Genomic DNA, 15,777 nt, shown 5'->3' with positions numbered 1-15,777 from the left:
TTGGAACAATACTGCTAAAACACGTAATCAGAGATTTAGGTATGCAAACCCATGATGTTTGTGGGTATACTGCTGCCACTTAAGATTTATTGAATGACGAGAACGTTATGTCTGATAGAAAACACATTGAAGAGTTCGACCTTCTTTTGATCGCTAACCAAATCATCCAAGAACACGATGACTACATCGAAGGTATGCGTGCAACGAGCGTAGTAGAAAAAGACGATGTATTGGTATTTAAAGGCGAGTACTTCTTAGATGAAAAAGGTCTGCCGACCACCAATACTACAGCCGTATTCAATATGTTTAAGTACCTTGCGCACCACCTGTCAAAAGAGTTCACGCTGAACAAATAAGCGCTTCAAAATTCAATAAAAAAGCCAGAGTCTCAACTCTGGCTTTTTCGCTTCAATAAACTGAATTAACAGCTCAATGCTTTCAGTTTATCGAAGTAATCTGGGAAGGTCTTGGACGTACACTTAGGATCGTTAATCGTCACAGGTGTATCGCTTAACGCCACCAGAGAGAAACACATCGCCATACGGTGATCATCATAAGTATCAATCGCAGCGTGCGTAAGCTGTGGTACAGGCTTAACGATGATGTAATCCTCACCCTCTTCCACTTCTGCTCCGACTTTACGAAGCTCAGTTGCCATTGCAGACAGACGGTCAGTTTCTTTCACTCGCCAGTTGTACACATTACGAATCGCTGTTGTGCCTTCTGCAAACAGGGCTGTCGTTGCGATGGTCATTGCCGCATCTGGAATATGGTTGTAATCCATGTCGATACCTTTCAACTGACCAACACGTGAAATCACGTAGTCATCGCCCCATTCGATTTCTGCACCCATTTTCTCAAGTGCATCAGCGAATTGGATATCACCCTGAATACTATTTTTACCAATACCTGTGACTTTCACTTCACCACCTTTGATGGCCGCCGCCGCCAAGAAGTAAGAAGCTGAAGACGCATCACCTTCGACCAAGAAATCACCCGGAGCAATGTAATTCTGGCCTGCAGGGATAACAAACTCTTGGTAGTCGTTATTGACCACTTCTACACCAAACTGCTTCATGATATGCAAAGTGATATCGATGTAAGGCTTTGAAACCAATTCGCCTTCAATATTGATGCGAATTTCACCCTCAGCCAAAGGCGCTGACATTAAAAATGCCGTTAAGAATTGGCTAGAAATCGAACCATCAATCGATACAGAACCAGATTTAAGACCAGTACCAACGATTTTCAGTGGTGGGTAGTTTTCGTTTTCTAGGTAAGTAACGTCTGCACCAGCCGCTTGAAGGGCTGTCACTAGGTGACCGATCGGACGCTCTTTCATACGAGGTTCGCCAGTCAACACGTATTCACCTTCACCTAAGCACAGTGCAGCAGCGAGTGGACGCATTGCGGTGCCGGCATTACCTAAAAATAGCTCTACAGGCTCAGAGACAGAAAATGGACGACCGAGACCTTCAACGACACACTCGGTTTTATCTTCAGACAATTGATATTGAACGCCAAGCTTTGTCAGTGCGTTCAACATATGACGAATGTCATCGCTGTCGAGAAGGTTTGTCAAACGAGTGGTGCCTTTTGCTAAAGCAGCAAGCAATAGAGCTCGGTTGGAAACGCTTTTTGATCCAGGAAGGTTCACTTCCCCGTGAATTTTATTGATGGGTTGTAACGTTAGGCTTTCCATTAAAAGTTGATAATCCTTTGTGCTCTCACTTCACGTTTTATGAGAGCTAAACAATTCTTCGTGGATTCAGACTAACGAAAAAACCATCACAAAACCAGAGTAAATCCTTGCTAATTTTTGAATAATTAGTCAGCTTAGATTTTACTGTGCAAACGTTGGCTTAGTAAGCGATATCCACTCGAACGCCGTCATCAAAATAGAGGATGCGAACATCGTCTCCACGCTTAAACAGCATGCTATTGTCAACGTCTTGAATTACGTTAATAAGTTTGTTGCCATCGACTTTAACCAAAAGTTCAACAAGCTTGTATTCCACCGTGTATTCGTAGTTGCTACGGTTTCTCACTACGGCTGCGCCAGCGAGCGCCCCAACTGCGGTCGCTACTTCTTTACCTGTACCACCACCAAATTGGTTACCCACTAAACCGCCGATCGTCGCACCCAGTAGTGTTTCCCAGCCATTGCTTTGTGACTGTTTCACTTCTTGTTGCGTAATGTATCGCACAGAATCGACTTTGCCATACACCACTTGATTTACAGGTTTTGCTACATTTCTTTCATAGGCTGCATTGGCGAAAAATGGCAAAAACAGTATGATCCATGCCCATCGTTTTATATTAAGTCTTACTCCGCTCATAATAAGCTCCTATAGGCTCTGATGTTGGTAAAGTTTTCTTTATGACAATCTATTTAACTGAACTTGATGACTCGCATTCGTTTCCATCGCCGTACGAAGCTCTGAGCGACCCAAACGGTTTGCTGGCCTTTGGTGGGGATCTCAACCCAGAACGCATTCTTAACGGCTATCACCAAGGTATTTTTCCATGGTATGGCCCTGGTGAGCCCATTCTTTGGTGGAGTCCTTCTCCAAGAGCCGTTTTTGATCCTTTATCATTTAAGCCTTCAAAAAGCCTAAAAAAGTTTCAGCGTAAACAACAGTATAAAGTAACGCTAAACAATGCAACCGAACGCGTAATTCAATTATGTTCTTCAACTCGTCCTGCAGAAGAAACTTGGCTCAATGAGGATATGCAAACATCCTATATTGAACTCGCCAAACGCGGTCACTGCCACTCAGTAGAAGTATGGCACGAGGATCAACTCGTTGGCGGTTTATACGGCATCAGTGTTGGGCAACTTTTTTGTGGTGAGTCGATGTTTAGCCTTAAAGACAACGCATCTAAGATTGCATTGTGGTATCTCTGCGACCATTTGGCGTCAAACCACGGTCAATTAATCGATTGTCAGGTAATGAACCCACACCTAGCTTCACTCGGCGCATTTGAACTTGAACGTGACGACTTCGTACAAAAACTACTATCTTTAAGAGGTAAGAACACCGATTTGGGCACGTTTGAACCACAGATTTTGCAGGACGCGGTATCATGAGCACAGATCTCCAACACATCCGTATCGGCTTGACCAATAACCATCCATGCAGCTACTTGCCGGAGCGCGAAGAGCGAGTGGCTGTGGCTCTCGATGCCAACTTGCACACAGAACAAAACTATCAAGTATTGATGGCGAATGGTTTTCGTCGCAGTGGCGACACCATCTATAAACCTCATTGTGAACACTGCAATGCATGTCAGCCAATCCGCATTGCGGTGCCAGACTTTCGTCCATCCAAGAGTCAAAAGCGTCTGTTGAATAAAGCCAACTCTCTGCGTTGGACGCTCAAGCCAGAGCTAGACCAAGATTGGTTCCAGCTTTACAGCAGATACATAACTGCACGGCACAAAAATGGCACCATGTATCCTCCTCGTGAGGATGAGTTCGCTCGATTTGCTCAAACAACATGGTTAACAACCGGATTTCTGCATGTCTATGATGAAAATGATCGACTTCTCGCAGTTGCGGTTACGGATATCATGGATAACAGTGCGAGTGCTTTTTATACCTTCTTTGATCCCGATTATCCTTTGTCTCTTGGGACCTTAGGGGTTCTTTTCCAACTTGAATATTGTCAACAGAACAGCAAACATTGGCTATATTTGGGCTATCAGATCGATGAATGTCCAGCGATGAACTACAAAACTCGCTTTCAACGACACCAAAGGCTAGTAAATCAGCGTTGGCAAGGGTAGAATACGCCCCAACTTTACATAATTACTGTTTAGCGGCAAAATAAGCGCGCTAATACCGCCTAATTTCTAAAGAGGATTAAATGGCTAAAGAAGACGTAATTGAGATGCAAGGCACTGTGCTTGACACTCTACCAAACACTATGTTCCGCGTTGAACTTGAAAACGGTCACGTTGTGACTGCACACATCTCTGGCAAGATGCGTAAGAACTACATCCGTATTCTTACTGGTGATAAAGTAACTGTAGAGATGACTCCATACGACCTATCTAAAGGCCGCATCGTCTTCCGTGCTCGTTAATCTCTGATTTTCGAATGCAATAAAAAACGAAGCTTATGGCTTCGTTTTTTATTGCCTGTCTTTTGCTCTCAATACCAAGCTTGCTTTTGGCCGTTTCAATACACTCACCAGACTTGTTCCATTCTTGCAGACACAAAAAAGCGCACGCCTAGGCGCACGCTTTTAAAGTAGATTTCAACAAAGAATTAGTGAAGTGCTGCTTCTTTCTCGCTTAGGTATTCGAACTTAAGTTCGTCTTTCACTAGCGTTACTTTCACAGTGCCACCATCCACCAATGAGCCGAACAGAAGTTCATTCGCCAAAGGTTTCTTGAGCTGCTCTTGAATAACTCGTCCCATAGGACGTGCACCCATCGCTTTGTCGTAGCCTTTGTGAGCTAACCAATGACGCGCATCTTGTGATACTTCCATTGATACGCCACGAGCGTCCAGTTGAACTTGTAGTTCCACGATGAACTTATCAACCACTTGGTGGATCACCGCTTCATCTAGGCTGTTGAACCAAATGATATTGTCTAGACGGTTACGGAATTCTGGTGTGAATACCTTCTTGATTTCCGCCATCGCATCATGACTATTATCTTGTTGGATAAGACCGATCGATTTCTTCTCAGTCTCAGCAACACCTGCGTTGGTTGTCATCACAAGGATCACATTTCGGAAGTCGGCTTTGCGTCCATTGTTGTCCGTCAGCGTACCGTTATCCATCACTTGCAGTAGCAAGTTAAAGATATCTGGGTGTGCTTTCTCGATTTCATCAAGCAGAACCACTGAGTGCGGGTGTTTCAGCACGGCGTCAGTTAGTAAGCCACCTTGATCGTAACCAACATAACCTGGAGGCGCACCAATCAAACGGCTTACCGAATGGCGCTCACCGTACTCAGACATATCGAAACGAAGAAGCTCAATGCCAAGTAGTTTCGAAAGCTGAACAGTCACCTCTGTTTTACCTACCCCTGTAGGGCCAGCAAACAGGAATGAACCAACAGGCTTGTTATCTACACCTAGGCCTGCACGAGACAGTTTGATTGCCTCTGACAGCGCGTCGATCGCATTGTCTTGACCGAAGACCAGCATCTTCATCTTGTCATCAAGGTTCTTCAGAATGTCTTTGTCTGAAGATGACACTGATTTCTCTGGAATACGTGCCATCTTAGCGACCATCGCTTCGATGTCAGCAACACCGACGGTTTTCTTACGACGACTTGCTGGTGCTAAGCGGCTACGCGCACCCGCTTCATCAATAACGTCGATTGCTTTATCTGGCAAGTGACGCTCATTGATGTATTTCGCCGATAGCTCTACTGCCGCACGCAACGCTTTATTGGTGTAACGCACTTCGTGGTGAGCTTCGTACTTAGGTTTCAGACCAATCAAGATCTTAGTCGTATCGTCGAGAGACGGTTCTACTACATCAATTTTTTGGAAACGGCGAGATAGAGCGCGCTCTTTCTCAAAGATGTTGCTGTACTCTTGGTACGTTGTCGAACCAATACAGCGCAACTTACCGCTACTTAGTAAAGGCTTGATCAGGTTTGCCGCATCGACTTGACCACCAGAAGCTGCACCTGCGCCGATAATAGTATGAATCTCATCGATAAACAGGATTGCGTCTTCTTCTTTCTCAAGCTGCTTAAGAACCGATTTGAAACGCTTCTCGAAGTCACCACGGTATTTAGTACCTGCAAGTAGTGAGCCAATGTCCAGTGAGTAAATCACGCTGTTTTGAATCACTTCAGGCACTTGTCCTTCAACGATTCTCCACGCTAGACCCTCAGCGATTGCGGTTTTACCAACGCCCGCTTCACCCACAAGCAATGGGTTATTTTTACGGCGACGGCAAAGTACTTGGATTGTACGCTCTAGTTCTTTGTCTCGGCCAATAAGTGGGTCGATGTTACCTGCTTTCGCAACTTGGTTTAGATTGGTTGCAAAGCTTTCCAAACGTTCTTCTGGATTGGTTTCTTCTGGCGCTTCTGAGCCGAAAGAGTCTGATGAAGAAGAGTCTTCATTTGAGCCAGAAGCTTTAGTAATGCCGTGAGAGATAAAGTTAACGATGTCCAAACGAGAGATATCGTTCTTCTTGAGTAGGTAAGCAGCGTGAGATTCTTGCTCGCTGAAAATCGCAACAAGGACATTTGCCCCAGTCACTTCACTGCGACCAGACGACTGGACATGGAAGACGGCGCGTTGTAATACACGCTGGAAACTCAATGTCGGCTGGGTTTCGCGCGTCTCATCGCTTTCAGGAATGAGCGGCGTTGTTTGGTCGATAAAAATATCGAGTTCGTTACGCAAAGCATCAAGGTCCGCTTTGCAGGCTAGAAGGGCTTCCTTAGCTGCATCATTTTCCAACAATGCAAGTAGGAGGTGTTCGACAGTCATGAACTCGTGGCGTTTGTCACGTGCACGAGCGAATGCACCGTTAAGGCTTGACTCTAGTTCTTTATTTAGCATAAGTACCTCCCGAAAGAACAACTTTGGTTGCTCGAGCAAGTCTTCTTATTACGCTTGCTCCATAGTACATAGTAGCGGATGCTCATTTTCCCTTGAGTACATCGTCACTTGCGCTACTTTTGTTTCAGCAATTTCTGCACTGTAAGTGCCACAAATTGCCTTTCCTTCATAGTGGATCTTGAGCATGATTTGCGTTGCTTTATCAATATCATGTGAAAAAAATCGCTCAAGCACCTCTATGACGAAATCCATAGGTGTATAGTCATCATTGTTGAGTACAACGTTGTATAGCTTTGGTGGCTGAACTTTTGTACTTTCGCGCTCCAGAAGATCAGAGTCTGGAGTCACCCATTCAAAATTTTTACTCATGGCAATTCAAAGATATCGTATCAAAGGGTTGATGTTTTCGACCTATAAAAACAATCTACCATAAGCATGCCATGCGGTGTAGTGAGATGTGGCACCTAATTCGAATTTGATAGATAAATTTTGCTTCCTTACATAGAGACTAATGCACCTCTGTCAGGCGCGCAAATAAAAGATTTTTATCACTTAGAACCGATTTTTTTGCTGTTAGAACTATCAATTTAAATGCTCTCTGTTTCCCCCTTGTTATTACAATCATCAAACCCACCAAGATCACACTTACAGAGGAAAAAGAGCTAAATATCACGAAAACATCACTTTTTATTCATTTAGTAGAATCTTCTAATATAGGCAATTTGGTTAGTATCCCTTCCCTTGATATCAAACCCTTGCAGTCCTTTTGACTAAAAGCCATCGCATGCGCCAGAAACAGTTTGCAAAAATGTTAATCTCAAAAGTGATTTGTTTTCAAATATGTTTCTGATTGTTGACTTTCACTATTGACTGTCGAGATTCATTGACTACAGTGGAAAGTGTTGATGCATAAATCCTCATTCTGGGTTTGTTGGTTTTCTAACATTCTGGTGAATATGGATATGCTCACTCGACGTGTGTTAGCAATCGCAAAAATAGTAACGGCTAACAATGAGACCAAGTTAAAGGTATAGCTTGGGTGAAGTAACAACATCAGTAAAAAATGCATGAGGGATGTAAAAGCATGGCTACAGGTACAGTAAAGTGGTTTAACAATGCCAAAGGATTTGGGTTTATCTGTTCAGATGAAGAAGAAGGAGATATTTTCGCCCACTACTCAACTATCCAAATGGACGGTTATCGTACACTGAAAGCAGGCCAACAAGTCTCATACGAGGTTGAAAAAGGTCCAAAAGGTTCACACGCAAGTAGCGTCGTGCCAGTAGAAGGCCAAGCCAAATAACTAGAGCGCTGTCGGAAAGACAAAACATTTGCTCTTGTAGAAGCACGGCATAGCTCTGCTTTTATAAAGAGAAAAATAAACCCGCCAAAGAGCGGGTTTATTGTTTTTATCAGTTTCAGATTCGCGCCACTGAAGTAGCGCGAGAACCATCTATATTACTTGTTAATAATGGTGTTCAACGTCGCACTTGGGCGCATCAATGTAGACGCTAGCGCATCATCCAGTGAGTAGTAACCACCTAGCTCGCCTTTCACACCTTGTGCAGAGTTCAGTTCAGAAACGATCGCCTCTTCTTGCTCTGCCAATGCTTTTGCCACTGGTACAAATTCAGCCGCTAGGTCAGCATCTACCGCTTGCTCTGCTAACGCTTTTGCCCAGTAAGATGCTAGGTAATAATGACTGCCGCGGTTATCCAATTCACCAACTTTTCGCGATGGCGACTTGTTGTTGTCTAAGAACTCACCTGTTGCTTTATCAAGTGCGTCAGCAAGCACTTGTGCTTTTGCATTGCCAGCAACGGTGCTTAGGTGCTCAAGCGATGCCGCTAGTGCAAGGAACTCACCCAAAGAATCCCAACGTAGGTGGTTTTCTTTTTCTACCTGTTGAACGTGTTTAGGTGCTGAACCACCTGCACCCGTCTCAAATAGACCGCCACCGTTCATTAGTGGAACAATAGATAGCATCTTCGCAGAAGTACCAAGTTCTAGGATTGGGAACAAGTCAGTTAGGTAGTCACGAAGTACGTTACCAGTAACTGAAATGGTATCTAGACCTTCTTTAATACGCTCTAGAGAGAACTTACATGCATCGATTGGTGCAAGAATCTTAATCTCTAAGCCTGAAGTATCATGCTCTGGTAAGTATGCGTTAACTTTCTTGATCAGTTCTGCGTCATGAGCACGAGCTTCATCTAGCCAGAATACGGCTGGAGCGCCTGTCGCACGAGCACGAGTAACCGCAAGTTTCACCCAATCTTGGATTGGCGCGTCTTTCACCTGACACATACGGAAGATATCGCCTTCTTCTACTGCTTGCTCTAGAAGCACCGCACCAGAAGCATCTACAACACGTACAGTACCCGCTTTATCTAGGATGAACGTCTTGTCGTGTGAACCGTACTCTTCCGCTTTTTGAGCCATTAGACCCACGTTTGGCACACTACCCATTGTTGTTGGATCAAATGCACCATGTTCTTTACAGAAGTCGATAACAGCTTGGTAAATACCTGCATAGCTGCGATCTGGGATCATTGCTTTGGTATCTTTCTGCTTGCCATCAGGTCCCCACATTTGGCCAGAAGCACGTAGCATTGCCGGCATCGAAGCATCAACGATGATGTCACTTGGTACATGTAGGTTAGTAATACCGCGATCTGAATCAACCATAGCTAGTGCTGGCTGTGTTTCGTATACCGCAAGAATAGCTGCTTCGATTTCTGCTTTTTGTTCTGCAGGTAGCGCTTCAATCTTCGCATATACATCACCGATACCGTTGTTTACGTCAACGCCTAGCTCTTCAAACAGCTTACCGTATTTCGCAAATACGTCTTTGTAGTAAACCTTAACGGCGTGACCGAAGATAACTGGGTCCGATACCTTCATCATGGTCGCTTTCATATGTAGAGAAAGCAGTACGTCTTGTTGTTTTGCTTCTGCAATTTCTTGCTCGAAGAACTCAACTAGCGCCTTCTTGTTCATTACTGAACAATCGATCACTTCTTTGTCTTGTAGAGGGAATGCCGCTTTAAGCTCTTTCACTGAACCATCTGCCGCAGCGAATTCGATTTTAACGTCGGTTGCACCAGATACGGTTGTCGATTTTTCACTACCGAAGAAATCATTGTCGGCCATGCTTGAAACATGAGATTGAGAATCTGCCGACCACGCGCCCATTGAGTGTGGATTTTTCTTCGCGTAGTTTTTCACTGAAAGTGGTGCACGACGGTCTGAGTTACCTTCACGCAGAACTGGGTTAACCGCACTACCTTTGATTTTGTCGTAAGTCGCTTTGATCGCTTCTTCTTCGTAAGTGCTTGGCTCTTCTGGGTAGTTTGGTAGCTCGTAACCTTTTGCTTGTAGCTCTTTGATTGCTGCTTTTAGCTGCGGGATTGACGCTGAAATATTAGGAAGCTTGATGATGTTCGCTTCAGGCGTCTTAGCCAATTCACCCAACTCTGTTAGCGCGTCACCGATACGCTGGTCTTCTTTTAAATGCTCTGGGAAGTTAGCGATGATTCGACCCGCTAACGAAATATCACGTGTATCTACATTAATGCCAGACGATGCAGTAAACGATTGAATGATTGGTAGTAGTGAATAGGTTGCTAACGCCGGGGCTTCATCAGTGATGGTGTAGATAATTGTAGGTTTTTCTGTAGGCATGAAATTTCCCTATTTTTTACTCAACTAAGCTGAACAACTCAGCAACTGAGTTCGTTGAATTTACGCATTGCTTAACGTTAGTAGTGCATTCCTCCTCACCAACGCGACATGCGGTTTGCACTCTTTTTTATAGTTTGGAGCTCTTAGGCTCTCTATCCATGAGTGCACTTTGTGCCAAGTTTGCTTTCATGTGGTTCTTTTGCAAAAACACCGTACTAAAAGCAACTTGGCTATATCATTAAACAAATAACACGAAATAGTCTATTATTCTGTGCGCTTTTGTTAGTTTTAGGCGCGCAAATGATAGCCGATTAAAAGAAAACATAAAACTTTCAAACACAGTTCATTTACATTTTTGCAAGGTAGTTAACATGTCATCTCGCACGGGTCATGAAAAAGGTCGCCGTAGTAACCAATCAAAACCAAGCCATTTTAAACGCTCCGGTAAGCCAAACCATTCAAATGGCCAGGCGAAAAATCGACCTAGTCGCCCTACTCGCTCTTCAAAGCCAACTAAGCCTCGCATTGCACCAGAAGATCGTAAAGTGATCATTTTTAATAAGCCTTATGACACGTTAAGCCAATTTACCGATGGCGATGGCCGTAAAACGCTTGCTGACTACATCCCAGTAAAAGACGTATACGCAGCAGGTCGATTAGATAGAGACAGCGAAGGTCTAATGGTGCTAACAAATGATGGCATCTTGCAGGCAAAGTTAACGCAGCCCCAATCAAAGTCACCGAAGACTTACTGGGTACAGGTTGACGGTGCTCCGACTGAAGAAGACTTAGAGAAGCTACGTAAAGGCGTTGAGTTGAAAGATGGCATGACATTACCTGCAAAAGTCGAAGTAATGCCAGAGCCAGAGATCTGGGATAGAACCCCACCAGTTCGCTTTCGAGCTAACATTCCAACAACTTGGTTGGCAATCACTATTATAGAGGGGAGAAACCGTCAGGTAAGGCGCATGACCGCACACATCGGCTTCCCAACACTGCGTTTGGTTCGCTACTCGATGGGCGGTATTGTGCTTGACGATTTAAAGCCGGGAGAGTGGCGAGAAATCAAACTCTCGTTTTAAACATCAAAAGATGCTCACCTCAAAAAATATAAAAAGCAGGTCTAGGCCTGCTTTTTTAGTTTTTGTCGTCACTAATAACGATTATTGTTGAGCAACCCACTTCTTAAAGGTTTCTTTTTCTTGTGGTGTCGCTTTTTGGTACATCGTCTTAAGTAGATCAACCATTTGGCTGTCTTGTGCTGTTGATGACTGTGCGTCAGTTTTAGCAACTACTTTAGGCTCGACGCCAGTAACCGCTTGGCTGTGTTGGTTTACTGTCACAACTGTCACAGCAACTCCAGCTACCCCACCAGCAATATTATAGTTACGAGCTTCCTGAGCGTAGTTACGACCAATTTGAACGCCATCGGACTCAAGAACGTCTTCAACAAGATCGATAGGCTGACCTTTAGAATCAAGCAATTGCCATTCTAGAGGGGAAATGTTTGTTTGTGCTTGGCGGTAAGTTTTGAATTCTGGCAGCTCGAATTTTAGTTCTTCATTCTTCACATCGAACTTAGCAATAATAGCGTCGCCATAAACCCCTTTGATATCATCGCCAATTTCAAATTCTGGTTGGTATTTGAAGACAATTTGGTTTGTACCGTCAGGAATCTCTATTGTTTTCTCATCGGAAAACAAACCACCCTCCAACTTTGGCTTCTCCATATTTACCGCAAGTAGTTTTACGTCTTCAGGAACCACCAAGGTCGTTGCAGCATATAAGTTTGTACTGGCTAGAACAGAAAGTGTGATTGCCACTTTTAATGATAACTGCATAGAAATTAAATCCTTATCTCCAATAGTAAAAGACCCAGCATATAGCTGGGTCTTACAATATCAAACTGGGTTTTGATTACCAGTAGAAACGTGCACCAACACCGAAGTCAGTTTTGCTGTCTGTCTTCACGTTGTCAGTTGAAGTTTCTTCAAATACGTATGCGCCTTCAACGAATACGCGAGCCCATTTAGAGAACTTGTACTCAACACCAGCGTAGAAACGTGAATCATCACCGTCTACAGTACCAGCTTGGTCAGAAGAAGACATTACTAGCTCGTAACCAGAGTAAAGAGTTGTCTTAGGAGCTACTGCAAACATACCTGCTAGAGAGATACCGTGAGAATCAACAGTCTCGTCTGAGATCTTGTTCTCGTCTTCGTTGTAGTAGTATGTTGCACCTAGAGTGTGCTCACCTAGAGCGTATTCACCAGTTACTTCGAAAGATAGGTTTTCTGAGTCGTGAGCAACCTTGTTTACTGCAATTTTGTTTACAGAAGAAAGGATACCAGCGTGCATTGATAGGTCGCCGAAAGACTTACCTACGAATACTTCACGAACTTCTTCGTTCTTGTCTTTCTCGCCTAGAGCGTAACCCGCTTTTAGCCAGAAAGCATCGTTTTCGAATGCGTATTTAATTTGAGAATCGTTGTTCCACTCGTGTCCGTAAAGAAGTGCAGAACCACCGAAGAAGTATGAGTAGTCAGCGCCGTAAACGTCATCAGCGAAAGTACCTTCTTTACCGAAGCGGATAGTACCCATTTCACCCATGTCGAAACCGAAGATGTGGCGACGAACGAATACAGTGTCGTCAGTACGCTCACTTGAATCAGCACCAGCGCCGTAGTTATCACCTAGAGCTACACCGATTTCAACTTCACCTAGAACTTTTAGGCTATCGTTTACAACGTAAACACCGTTTACACCCATACGAGAAGAGCTAGTGTTTAGCTCTGCAGTGTGGTCTGTGCTGTCTAGGAATAGAAGAGTTGGACGTAGCTGACCGTAGAAATCTACAGAACCTTCGTCAGATTTGAATACTTCAGCTGCATTCACAGTAGTTGCTGTTGCAGCAACTGCTAGTGCTAATAGAGTCTTTTTCATAATTAATCCACTGCCTTTTCTTAGTTCGGGATATCCTTGTCCGATTCCCTTTTTTTATATTTTTGAAACCGCTTGTTATCGAAACGTAACAATGATTGGTCTGCAAAATCTGGGCACTAGAGTGCAAAAGATTATTCTGCCTGTCAAATTTTCTAAACCACAACATCAAAAAATAAAAATAACCTTTAAATACATACACTTGAGATTTTATATTTAAATTATTCGATGAAGTTCTAAACTAGCAACTTGATTTTTCGTAATTTAGTGATTCATTAATAACAAATAGAAAACACCATTCAATTGTATTAAATAGAGATTAATTAGAATAAAAAACTACTAGAATGGCATTTTTGAAGTTTTATATTTTTCACCTAATGAAATTATTTTCATTTAGTTTAGGTTCAATATTTTTTTGTGAACAAGATCTACATTCCGCACAAAAGCATTCCGTTTTGTGAACTACTGTAGAACCAGTGATGTGTGCTACTATGCGCCACCAACGCATTTGAGGCCCGTATGCTAACCAGTAACATCCAAAAATCGATTCGAACCAGTTATCAAAACTTGCAAGCTCAACTGGATAACTTTGTTCCGAGACGAGCACAAAACTACCTCGTCGCCGAGATCGCTAAAACGCTATGCGGGCAATACCACAAATCAAATCGTATGCTGGTTGCCGAAGCAGGTACTGGCATCGGTAAATCACTCTCTTATCTGATGGCCGCGATTCCTGTGGCGGTTTACAACAATCGCAAAGTGGTGATTTCAACGGCCACCGTGGCATTGCAAGAACAGTTAGTGAATAAAGACCTCCCTCTTTTCCGCCGAATTACGGATCGAGAGTTCTCCTTTATTCTGGCGAAAGGTCGTCAGCGCTACTGCTGCGCAGAGAAACTTGCAACAGCGAGCGGCGTTGATGGTGGCCAACTCGCCATGTTCGAGACTAAACCAAAGAAGAAAGACATCGAGCTTCTGGAAACCATGTACCGTTCTCTTGCTCAAGGTAAATGGGATGGAGACAGAGACTCATGGCCAAAACCGATTGATGACCATATTTGGCAGTTGATAGTCAGCGATAAGCACAGCTGTAACAATAGCTTGCCCGCTCACCGCAACTGCCCTTTCCAAAAGGCCCGTGCAGAGCTAGATAAAAATGATGTCATCATTGCGAATCACTCATTGGTTATGGCGGATGCCGATTTAGGTGGCGGAGTCATTCTCCCAGAACCTGAAAACACGATTTACGTATTTGATGAGGCACATCACCTGCCTCATGTCGCGCGAGACCATGCTTCAGCTTCAGCAAGCTTGAAAGGGGCTGCGGCATGGCTTGAAAAGCTCAACCAATCCATTACTAAGTTTTCTTCATTAACCGATGAAAAACGTGTTGGTCGATTCCGTAATGATCTACAAGAGTCGGTACAGGAACTGATCCCTGCGTTAAACCAATTAACTAAACAGTTTGACCCTGCGCAGTTTGAAGAGAACGTTTATCGTTTTGAACATGGCGAGCTGCCAACTTGGTTAGAAAACCAGTCTAAAGATCTAAAACAACTGAGTAAGAAAGCGAATCAAAGTGTGGCTAAGATCGCCGATTTGATTGCTGAACGCGTTAAAGATGGTGAATTATCGTCAAGACTAGCGGAGCCTGCTTTAGCTGAATTAGGCTTTTACATTCAGCGCTTGGAAAACCTAGCGCAAGTATGGAACCTAATGGCAGAGCCTACTCGTGACAAAGGTGCACCTTTAGCTCGATGGTTAGAGAAACACCCAGATCGAGAAGGCGATTACATTGTTAGTGTTTCACCGCTAGAAATTGGATGGCAACTCGACCAACAAATCTGGAGCCGATGCATTGGAGCAGTGTTAGTTTCAGCGACGATGCGCGCGCTAAACTCGTTCACCTACTTCTGCCACCAAGTTGGGGTCGATGCAAAACCGGAGTCTGGCACTCAATTTTTGGCTTTGGCTTCTCCGTTTGACTATCAGAATCAAGCAGAGCTTTTAATCCCTGCAATGAAGTACGAACCCCAAGCGCCGCAGTTTACCGAATATCTTATTGAAATTTTGCCTAAGTATTTAGAAGACAACAAAGCGAACTTGGTATTATTCTCCTCTTATTGGCAAATGAACCAAGTAGCGGATGCATTAAGCTCAGATTTCATCAAACGAGGCTGGGCACTGCAGGTACAAGGCGAAAGTTCACGCGCAGAAATTCTAAAAAAACATAAAAAGCTCGTAGATCAACAAAAAACCAGCGTTCTTTTTGGTACGGGAAGTTTCTCTGAAGGCCTTGATTTGCCAGGAGAACTGCTAGAAAACCTTGTCATCACCAAGATTCCATTTGGTGTGCCAACCTCTCCAGTAGAGCAAGCGCATTCAGAATACATTGAGAAAAAAGGTGGCAATCCGTTTATGCAGATTACTGTGCCAGATGCGAGTAAAAAGCTCATCCAAAGTGTCGGTCGTTTACTGCGCAAAGAGCGGGATTCTGGTAGAGTGACCATCCTTGATAGACGTTTGGTAACAAAACGCTACGGGCAATCATTAATTGATTCGCTTCCTCCGTTTAAACGCAAGATCGAATATTAGAAGAATAACTATTT

At 43.8% G+C, this 15,777-nt stretch carries 14 protein-coding genes; 7 read left to right on the top strand and 7 right to left on the bottom strand.

Annotation, left to right across the window (positions count from 1 at the left end):
- Positions 1-107: 107 nt before the first annotated feature.
- Positions 108-356, top strand: coding sequence for a YciN family protein (locus KIT90_RS13750; protein WP_005441647.1), 249 nt, complete (start codon positions 108-110; stop codon positions 354-356).
- Between the two features lie 65 nt (positions 357-421).
- Here KIT90_RS13750 and aroA read toward each other — a convergent pair whose 3' ends face one another.
- Positions 422-1,702, bottom strand: coding sequence for a 3-phosphoshikimate 1-carboxyvinyltransferase (gene aroA, locus KIT90_RS13745; RefSeq protein WP_285377120.1), 1,281 nt, complete (start codon positions 1,700-1,702; stop codon positions 422-424).
- A 160-nt stretch (positions 1,703-1,862) separates the two neighbouring features.
- On the bottom strand, positions 1,863-2,339 hold the full coding sequence (locus KIT90_RS13740; RefSeq protein WP_020195009.1) for a glycine zipper 2TM domain-containing protein: 477 nt from the start codon (positions 2,337-2,339) through the stop codon (positions 1,863-1,865).
- 41 nt (positions 2,340-2,380) lie between these two features.
- On the opposite strand from KIT90_RS13740, the gene aat reads away from it, so the two are divergent.
- The 3 genes from aat to infA all read left to right on the top strand — a co-directional run bounded on the left by aat (position 2,381) and on the right by infA (position 4,088).
- Complete coding sequence (aat, locus tag KIT90_RS13735) at positions 2,381-3,091, top strand: leucyl/phenylalanyl-tRNA--protein transferase (RefSeq protein ID WP_038896307.1); 711 nt, start codon at positions 2,381-2,383, stop codon at positions 3,089-3,091.
- Positions 3,088-3,789 (top strand): arginyltransferase, encoded by a 702-nt coding sequence (locus KIT90_RS13730; RefSeq protein ID WP_285377117.1) that lies wholly within the window; start codon positions 3,088-3,090, stop codon positions 3,787-3,789. The genes aat and KIT90_RS13730 overlap by 4 nt, the downstream gene beginning before the upstream one ends.
- Positions 3,790-3,869: 80 nt before the next feature.
- Entirely contained in the window at positions 3,870-4,088 is a 219-nt protein-coding gene (gene infA, locus KIT90_RS13725; protein WP_001040192.1) for a translation initiation factor IF-1, read from the top strand.
- Between the two features lie 185 nt (positions 4,089-4,273).
- Here the strand turns inward: infA and clpA are convergent, their stop codons facing one another.
- Both clpA and clpS read right to left on the bottom strand, forming a co-directional pair.
- Entirely contained in the window at positions 4,274-6,544 is a 2,271-nt protein-coding gene (clpA, locus tag KIT90_RS13720; protein WP_005437445.1) for an ATP-dependent Clp protease ATP-binding subunit ClpA, read from the bottom strand.
- Positions 6,545-6,592: 48 nt separating this feature from the next.
- Positions 6,593-6,913: an ATP-dependent Clp protease adapter ClpS gene (clpS, locus tag KIT90_RS13715; protein WP_005427554.1), complete on the bottom strand. Its 321-nt coding sequence runs from the start codon at positions 6,911-6,913 to the stop codon at positions 6,593-6,595.
- Between the two features lie 715 nt (positions 6,914-7,628).
- Here clpS and cspD point away from each other — a divergent pair.
- Entirely contained in the window at positions 7,629-7,847 is a 219-nt protein-coding gene (gene cspD / locus KIT90_RS13710) for a cold shock domain-containing protein CspD (protein WP_005437446.1), read from the top strand.
- A 155-nt stretch (positions 7,848-8,002) separates the two neighbouring features.
- On the opposite strand, the gene KIT90_RS13705 is transcribed toward cspD, so the two are convergent.
- Positions 8,003-10,228, bottom strand: a complete 2,226-nt coding sequence (locus KIT90_RS13705) for an NADP-dependent isocitrate dehydrogenase (RefSeq protein WP_285377115.1) — start codon at positions 10,226-10,228, stop codon at positions 8,003-8,005.
- 371 nt (positions 10,229-10,599) lie between these two features.
- Between KIT90_RS13705 and KIT90_RS13700 the strand changes: the two genes are divergently transcribed.
- Entirely contained in the window at positions 10,600-11,310 is a 711-nt protein-coding gene (locus tag KIT90_RS13700; RefSeq protein WP_038896304.1) for a pseudouridine synthase, read from the top strand.
- Between the two features lie 81 nt (positions 11,311-11,391).
- Here KIT90_RS13700 and KIT90_RS13695 read toward each other — a convergent pair whose 3' ends face one another.
- Positions 11,392-12,069, bottom strand: a complete 678-nt coding sequence (locus KIT90_RS13695; protein WP_285377113.1) for a DUF2057 family protein — start codon at positions 12,067-12,069, stop codon at positions 11,392-11,394.
- Positions 12,070-12,145: 76 nt separating this feature from the next.
- Entirely contained in the window at positions 12,146-13,171 is a 1,026-nt protein-coding gene (locus tag KIT90_RS13690; RefSeq protein ID WP_020195015.1) for a porin, read from the bottom strand.
- A 516-nt stretch (positions 13,172-13,687) separates the two neighbouring features.
- Between KIT90_RS13690 and dinG the strand changes: the two genes are divergently transcribed.
- Positions 13,688-15,763, top strand: a complete 2,076-nt coding sequence (gene dinG, locus KIT90_RS13685; protein WP_038896301.1) for an ATP-dependent DNA helicase DinG — start codon at positions 13,688-13,690, stop codon at positions 15,761-15,763.
- The last annotated feature ends 14 nt before the right edge of the window (positions 15,764-15,777 follow it).

The sequence above is a fragment of the Vibrio sp. B172a genome (assembly GCF_030248355.1).
GTDB classification, from domain to species: domain Bacteria; phylum Pseudomonadota; class Gammaproteobacteria; order Enterobacterales; family Vibrionaceae; genus Vibrio; species Vibrio owensii.
Note: the sequence above shows the minus strand (reverse complement) of the source record. Positions and strands in the feature narration are given on the sequence as shown.